The sequence below is a fragment of the Nostoc favosum CHAB5714 genome (genome assembly GCF_020829495.1).
Classification (GTDB): Bacteria; Cyanobacteriota; Cyanobacteriia; order Cyanobacteriales; family Nostocaceae; genus Nostoc; species Nostoc favosum.
In genome coordinates this window covers 1-6,648 of sequence record NZ_JAIVFQ010000184.1, presented here as the reverse complement: position 1 = coordinate 6,648, position 6,648 = coordinate 1, and the positions used below count along the sequence as shown (strand labels likewise).

The 6,648-nt window shown below is 43.1% G+C and carries 8 protein-coding genes and 1 pseudogene; 3 read left to right on the top strand and 6 right to left on the bottom strand.

Annotated elements, in window-relative coordinates; genetic code table 11:
- Nucleotides 1-5: 5 nt before the first annotated feature.
- Entirely contained in the window at nucleotides 6-710 is a 705-nt protein-coding gene (locus tag LC586_RS39155; protein ID WP_229491185.1) for a GNAT family N-acetyltransferase, read from the bottom strand.
- A gap of 121 nt (nucleotides 711-831) precedes the next feature.
- Here LC586_RS39155 and LC586_RS39150 point away from each other — a divergent pair, with 121 nt between their 5' ends.
- Nucleotides 832-1,419, top strand: a complete 588-nt coding sequence (locus tag LC586_RS39150; protein ID WP_229491184.1) for a TetR/AcrR family transcriptional regulator — start codon at nucleotides 832-834, stop codon at nucleotides 1,417-1,419.
- 223 nt (nucleotides 1,420-1,642) lie between these two features.
- Here LC586_RS39150 and LC586_RS39145 read toward each other — a convergent pair whose 3' ends face one another.
- Nucleotides 1,643-2,068, bottom strand: a complete 426-nt coding sequence (locus LC586_RS39145; protein WP_229491183.1) for a DUF5367 domain-containing protein — start codon at nucleotides 2,066-2,068, stop codon at nucleotides 1,643-1,645.
- 82 nt (nucleotides 2,069-2,150) lie between these two features.
- Between LC586_RS39145 and LC586_RS39140 the strand changes: the two genes are divergently transcribed.
- Together LC586_RS39140 and LC586_RS39135 are read left to right on the top strand one after the other, a co-directional pair.
- Entirely contained in the window at nucleotides 2,151-2,699 is a 549-nt protein-coding gene (locus LC586_RS39140; protein WP_229491182.1) for a TetR/AcrR family transcriptional regulator, read from the top strand.
- A 574-nt stretch (nucleotides 2,700-3,273) separates the two neighbouring features.
- Nucleotides 3,274-3,723 carry a hypothetical protein gene (locus LC586_RS39135; RefSeq protein ID WP_229491181.1) on the top strand — a complete coding sequence of 150 codons (450 nt, stop codon included), beginning with the start codon at nucleotides 3,274-3,276 and terminating at the stop codon, nucleotides 3,721-3,723.
- Nucleotides 3,724-3,763: 40 nt separating this feature from the next.
- On the opposite strand, the gene LC586_RS39130 is transcribed toward LC586_RS39135, so the two are convergent.
- From LC586_RS39130 to LC586_RS39115, 4 genes and pseudogenes are all read right to left on the bottom strand, one after another.
- Nucleotides 3,764-3,967, bottom strand: a complete 204-nt coding sequence (locus LC586_RS39130) for a sigma-70 factor domain-containing protein (RefSeq protein WP_229491180.1) — start codon at nucleotides 3,965-3,967, stop codon at nucleotides 3,764-3,766.
- A 188-nt stretch (nucleotides 3,968-4,155) separates the two neighbouring features.
- A pseudogene (gene recD2 / locus LC586_RS39125) lies at nucleotides 4,156-5,310 on the bottom strand (SF1B family DNA helicase RecD2); the annotation flags it as partial.
- Nucleotides 5,311-5,461: 151 nt separating this feature from the next.
- Nucleotides 5,462-5,680, bottom strand: a complete 219-nt coding sequence (locus tag LC586_RS39120) for a hypothetical protein (protein ID WP_229491179.1) — start codon at nucleotides 5,678-5,680, stop codon at nucleotides 5,462-5,464.
- Between the two features lie 97 nt (nucleotides 5,681-5,777).
- The gene (locus LC586_RS39115; protein WP_229491178.1) at nucleotides 5,778-6,446 is read right to left on the bottom strand and encodes a hypothetical protein; all 669 of its coding nucleotides are present in this window, start codon (nucleotides 6,444-6,446) and stop codon (nucleotides 5,778-5,780) included.
- Nucleotides 6,447-6,648 lie beyond the last annotated feature (202 nt).

Here is a 6,648-nt window from a genome sequence, read left to right as displayed (position 1 = left end):
TTTTCTCAAACATACCCGTGCTCCAAAGAAGAAGAAAGATCCTCCAAAGTATGACCCTCAGCATCCACATGTTTCCACTGCCAAACTTTTAGCGACTGCAAAAAAGTCACCTTGACAGGGCTAGGCTTAAACCCAATGGACTCATAGGTATGGCGAGCGACATCATTGCCGTTGATCACCATAATTCCGGCAAAGTCATGCTGCTGTGATCGACCCTCGTCCAGCAGAGCTTTGAGTAGTGCTTTTCCAAAGCCTCGACCCCGCGCTTCTGGCAACACGGCAACACTTTCAATAATCCAGGTTGCCTGGGGTGTGAGGAAAAACAGTCGCACATCCCCTCCCCAAAGTGCCAGATAGCGATCGCGAAAGACGGTTAAGTTTTCTGTAGACCAGTTTAACTCTTGGGCGATCGCCTCTAAACACGACAGAGGCAACGGGCAATAGTCTTCTGTATCAGGCACATAGCCTGATGCGGCTGCAACGGGCTTACCCTCAGCTTCCAAAATCAGGAAATCCGCCACGTTGCCCCAATTAGAAGCATTTCCCCTCAGTTCTGCCTCAATAAACTGCAAGGCAGTAGTTCCAGTCCCTTCCAACAAATCTTCCCAAAAGCAGTGATTAAACGGCGGCAAAGAAGCCTCATACTCAATTCTGACGAGGAATGGAATATCGGCAGTCGTTGCTTTGCGAGTGCTGAGGGTGGCTAACATGAAAACTCCTTTGAGGAAATTCCTCACCCAAAGATACAATCTGTATGTATATTAAAATAGTAGAAGTTTGCTTTCCTGTCAAGATACATACTGTCTGAATGTTAAAATCGAGCTATTCACAATGCCTGCCAAGTTGACCAAAGCGGAACAAACTCGTCGCACTCGTCGCGCCATTCTTGACCGAGCGCGTTACTTATTTGCTACAAAGGGGTATGCCGCTACGGGAACCGAAGAAATCATCAGCGAGTTAGGCATTACACGGGGAGCGTTGTATCACCAATTCAACGATAAGTTGGGTGTGTTTAAGGTTGTCATCGTTGAAGCCTATGGTGAGATCACAGACTACATTCAAACTAAAATTCAGCTCATTGACAACAATTGGCAACAGCTAATTGTCGGCTGTCAGGCATTTCTGGAAGTTGCTCACCAGGAAGAACTACGGCGTTTGGTTTTCATTGAAGCTCCAGCCGTTTTGGCAGCAGATGACCTAGCTGAAATGGATCAGTATGGCTTTGCTTTGCTTCATGAGTCCATCCAGATCGCGGTCACTCAGGGTGAGCTAAACACGATCGATGCAGAGGGTTTTGCTCACTTAGTCAATGGTTCACTCAATGATTTAGCGGCTTGGGTTGCACAGTCGAATGATCCTAGCCGATTGAAAACAGCACAGTCTTTAGTCGAGACATTGCTGATGCGGCACCGCAGTTAATCCTACTTATCAAATCTCAGATACCTGGGTTGGCGATCGCAATCATCTCATTAACAGGCCGCTTCTAGATACAGATGGGTAGAAGTTGGCTCAGAACCCGATCAATAGCTCAAGCTACCTAACAACAAAGATAAGCGGCGGCAAGCAACCTTGGCAACTCCACCAAGGCTCTCAACCGTCCGCTTCATTGCTGGTAGGTTGCATCGTCGCAGAGCGTGCTTTATTACTCTGTACCTACAAATGGAGTATTAGAAATAGACTGTGAACTGGCTTTTGCAGACAGCAACCAAGCAGCGCCAATTAATATTGAGTATCCTCCAAACAGAAAAGCTGCATATCGCCCTGCTGTTTCAGGCTGCATATTGCTCATAAGTTTTGAAAAACCAGCAAGAATTGGGATTTCGCCCAGCATTCCTGGCAAAGCAATACAAACTGCACCTTGTAACCAATCTTGCTGTTTTATCTTCCGCCACTTCATCAGCCCCAGAGAAACGACGGCATATAAAATGCCCGTCAAACCTACGTTGAGCCAATACCCAGCAGCAGAACCTTCAAAGAAGGATGAACCAACCATGCGATAAATTAACGTTGCTGCTGCCCAGATAACGAAACCAAGGGAGATGAAGCCAAGCCTCTCTTTTGTACTCATGGGTTGACCTGCCGAATGATGTTAATGTAATAGTCATTACGTTAACTATTAATGTAATAGCTATTACGTTAACTGTCAACTCATGAGCCGACCTACTGAACCTCAAAAGAAGCAAGAACTTCTGGAACAATGTCTATCTGCTGCAATCGAGGCAGGAGCATTGGATTCGAGCATCAATATGATCGCTAACAAGATAGGCACTAGCGGACGAATGCTCGTTTACCACTTTGGCTCAAAACAAGAATTGGAGCGACAACTCATTGGTCTGTTAGAGATTCGCTTGCGCCAAAAGCTATGGTCATTTCAAAGCCTGTCGCTTGTAAGAGCAGATTGTCTGGCAGAACCATTACTCGAAATGTGGAGCCATTTGACTTCACCAGACATGCTGGGCTTGCTGAAATTGACGATGGAGCTAAATCAACGTGCCATACAAGGCGATTCAGAAACACAACGTTTCGTAGAGCAAGAGAGCCAAAAATGGATAGATTCTCTGTTTAATCTCACAAATGACAAAACTACTGCTTTATTGCTATTCCACTTATTTCAAGGCGCAATCTTAGACTTCTTGACTACGGGAAATGCACAACGTGGACAGCAAACCATCAAGGCTTTCACCGAAACGCTGCGGTAGCTTCAACGCGGTTGTTGTTCAGATCGTCTCGAAAAGATGAAGAATTGCTTAAGCCACGACTTGATAAGATTCCGTCCGAGGAATGGAAGGATCTCAATCTTGACCTAACTCCACGGGAATATGTTATGGACTAGAGCGGTAAAACTTGCTAGAGGTAGGTTGGAAGCATAGTAAACTCGTTTGATATTTTCTAAGACGCATACTTAATTAAGCCTTTAGTCTCACCTCTCCAGTTAGTTTTGCCGTTCTAGGTTATGGAAAATAGATCAGCCGAAGAAAGTTTGATGTTTGGGACATGAAGTAGTTAGTGTGAATTTGCGGTAAGCTGACAATACCTTACCGCAACCAAGTTGCACTATGATGTGATTGAAGCATCTGTATCCGGCTATGTTCAAAAGACTAATATCGCTCCTTCTGCTCTGTTGGTAACTTTAGCTAGCAACCATTTAATGTCTAGCAATAGCTCAACCTACCTCACCATTTTTAGTTAGGAGTAAGTGTTAATTCTTCACGCTTGTTATAGTTAAGCTTATGTTACAAAACCAAATGTAGTTAATCAAGCTTTCATCGTAGCATGGTTAAAAATAGCGTTAATAAAAAGCCAGATAAAACAATTAAAAAGCGGCATCGCTTTTTTCTCAATTCTTATAGTGATTGTGCGTTCACTAAATGCCCCAAATGCGATAGTAAAACTAAGTTACGGAAGTTCCCTTTGGTAATCCACATTGAACCTAAACAGCTATTTTTACTAAATAAACAGTGTAAATATTGCCCAAGCTGCGACTTAATTATTGCTAAAAAACAGGAAATTGAGCCATTGATGGCTGCTACTTTTGTCCAAACAAATCCTCAAATTGTAGGTAATAACTATGTAGTTATGGGAACAGTTGATAAAAAAGATTGGAAGGAAGGCGACAAAAATTTGCTTTCCCCATCGGAAATTATAGGACGCATATACGTCTTCAAAGATGTTTGGAATTTTGAAGTCATTCCGGCAGGTTGGTATCCTAACGAAGAAAAATAATTCTAAAAAATTCTAAGTTTTTTATCATTATTAGTGAAGTTCAAAAAATGAATCTTGTCCCAAGTGCTTTACATAGTTTTTTACAAGGTTTTAGTTGTTGGGCGAGTTCATTTTTTCTTTGTTCAATTGCCATCATCTGCTGTACCTGCCTGCCATAAGCAATTTCTTGGTCTGCGGTTAGCATTGGGTAGCGGCCAATCTCTTGCAGGTAAACGCGAACCATGTCGGAACTAGGACTGGACATACAACTTGAGGGCTATTTAATAACCAGCGCGGACTTAAACTATACATCAAATAATTCAATTTCTGACTCAATTTTCCTGACTTAAATAGCCAAAAAGATTAACTTGGCGCAGACCCAATTCGTTATTGTACAAGAGTATTTTAGTTTTTTGTTTGTTTAACCAAGCTGATATTCTGCGTTCATGTTCATCAATTCGGCTGCAACAACCTCTGCCATAATCTTGTGTAACGCTGCTGGTCATTTGTCGTTCGCACAGCCAAGGATATCGCTTTCTTCGAGCCAACCACAATGGCTAATTTTCTAGCACGAGTCAAACCTGTATAAAATAAGTTACGTGAGAGCATCATATAATGTTGCATATACAAAGGCATAATTACTACAGGATATTCGCTGCCCTGCGACTTATGGACTGAAATAGACCACGCCAGCGTAATCTCATTCAAGTCAGCATAGTCGTAAACTACAGGGCGACCACCATAGTCAACTGTCACCTCTTGCTCCTCAGTATCAATCCCAGAGATAGTTCCTAAGTCTCCATTAAACACTTCGCGGTCGTAATCATTAGTCTGCTGGATAACGCGATCTCCCACCCGCAGAGTCATCCCACCTTTAGCAATCTCTGCTTTATCGGAACTAGGCGGATTGATCAACCCCTGCAACACCATATTCAGGTTGCGCGTTCCTACCAAACCCCGCGACATCGGACAAAGTACCTGAACATCACAAGCCGGATTAAAACCCAGCCGGGGAATAAACTCGCTAATCAACTCGCAGATTGCCTGTACTCCGTGTTCTGGCTCATGTCCTCCACCATGCCACAAGCAATCTGACACAGGATTGTCGCTAATCGGTTCTATGTTCGGATAATCGCCCTGGTTGATTTGATGCGCTGCTGTAACAATTGCACTAAGCTTGGCTTGACGAAATACTTGCGTTAGCTTGACTACTGGCACTTTCAAACAATTTATTAGATCTGCTAGCACTTTCCCAGGCCCGACTGAAGGCAATTGATCAATGTCACCTACTAATAATAGTTGCGCTCCAAGAGCTACAGCTTTCACCAAGGAATGTGCCAAAAACAGGTCGAGCATAGAGGCTTCATCCGTGATAATTGCAGTGTAGGGTAATGGATTAGTGTTGTCGCGTTTGAAACCCATTGTCTTGGGGTCGAACTCTAGCAAGCGGTGGATGGTTTTCGCTTCTAAGCCCGTCATTTCTGACAACCTTTGTGCTGCTCTACCCGTTGGTGCAGCCAGAGCTATTGTTTTCCCCATTGCTTTCCACAGGCTGACGATGGTGTGGGTTGTGAACGTCTTGCCAACGCCAGGGCCACCAGTGAGTATTTTTTCTAAGGTTTTAAGTTTTTTTTGAGATTTTTCGGAAAAACATGAGATACTGAGACTCTATTTGTCATAATCTTAACTCAAAATTATCCATCCAATTAAATAAAACAAGGCAGCAATTCTCATAGTAAAAATTGCTACCAACTGTAGTTTATAACAAGACATAGCCAATTCCAACGGAGTGGTAGTATCTCACACCATTTTGAGCTTCTACAATCCACTCACTCCAATGTGCTGTTGAGTGATGTTCCAAGCCAAATTTCTCCCCCTTTCCATAAGCAACCTCATCAACTGCATCGAAGATACTTTCTGCTTCAACCTTTACAGGTCTAAAGTAATTCTCTTTTACAAAAACGTAATATGTTGCCATGTAGTGTCACCTTTTCCATGCTCGTGTGTTGGATTAACTTGTTTTTCCAGTAGATAACTCAACTATTTCATTTACCGATAACAACAATAGAGATGAATTATCTGACGCTATAACCATGTGGACGAACTGTTTGACGTTGAGCATAGCCATATGCAAATGCTTGTTGGTCTCCCCATCCCATCCGGGATAATATACCGACTCCAGCACGATCAGTGAATATTACCCCAGCAGTAGATCGCAAAACTTTGGGATAACAGGTAACACCCAACACACGCAACGAGGCTTGTCTCACAATTCGTTGAATAGTTTTTTGACTTACAGGCTTTTTATGCAAAGCCTGTCCTGGTGCAACGAGTAGATACTGATTTGTAGAACCTTTTAGTCTCTGTTGACGTTGTTCGAGGAAGCGTTGAAGTAAAGGCTTAAACCACATTGCAGCTTGGGATGGAAATAAAAGCAGATTATCAAAGCGTCCTGATGTTCTCAGACCACGAGAAGGTATAGGCTTCGGTAATACTAAATAGTAAGCCTCTACCAATGTCTGCACAGGAATTTCTTCACGCAGAGCAATCACACAAGGTAACTGAGCAAACCGTAATTCTTGGGTGGAAAGCCCGTGAAAGATGATTAGGTACAACACTAAAGCTTCAGTTGGGTCTGCATTGCTGTCTTTAATGTAGTCACACAACTGCTGAATCACTTCCAAGGAATAGTGAGTGATAGTCTGGTCTGGTCTTTTGACTTGACGACAAACTGGATTAAACATAACCATGCGATTCAGCTTGCACCAGTCGAAAAAAACTAGCAATCCAGAACGGTGCCAGCTTACTGTTGCAGGGCTATATAGTGTGTCACCCGTCCACAACGATTACATCTGGTGCTAGACTGTTTTCGATAACAAGTCTGACATATATTGATGGTTTTCAGGTAAATTGGACGCAACGAACCGCAAAATATACAAATAATCT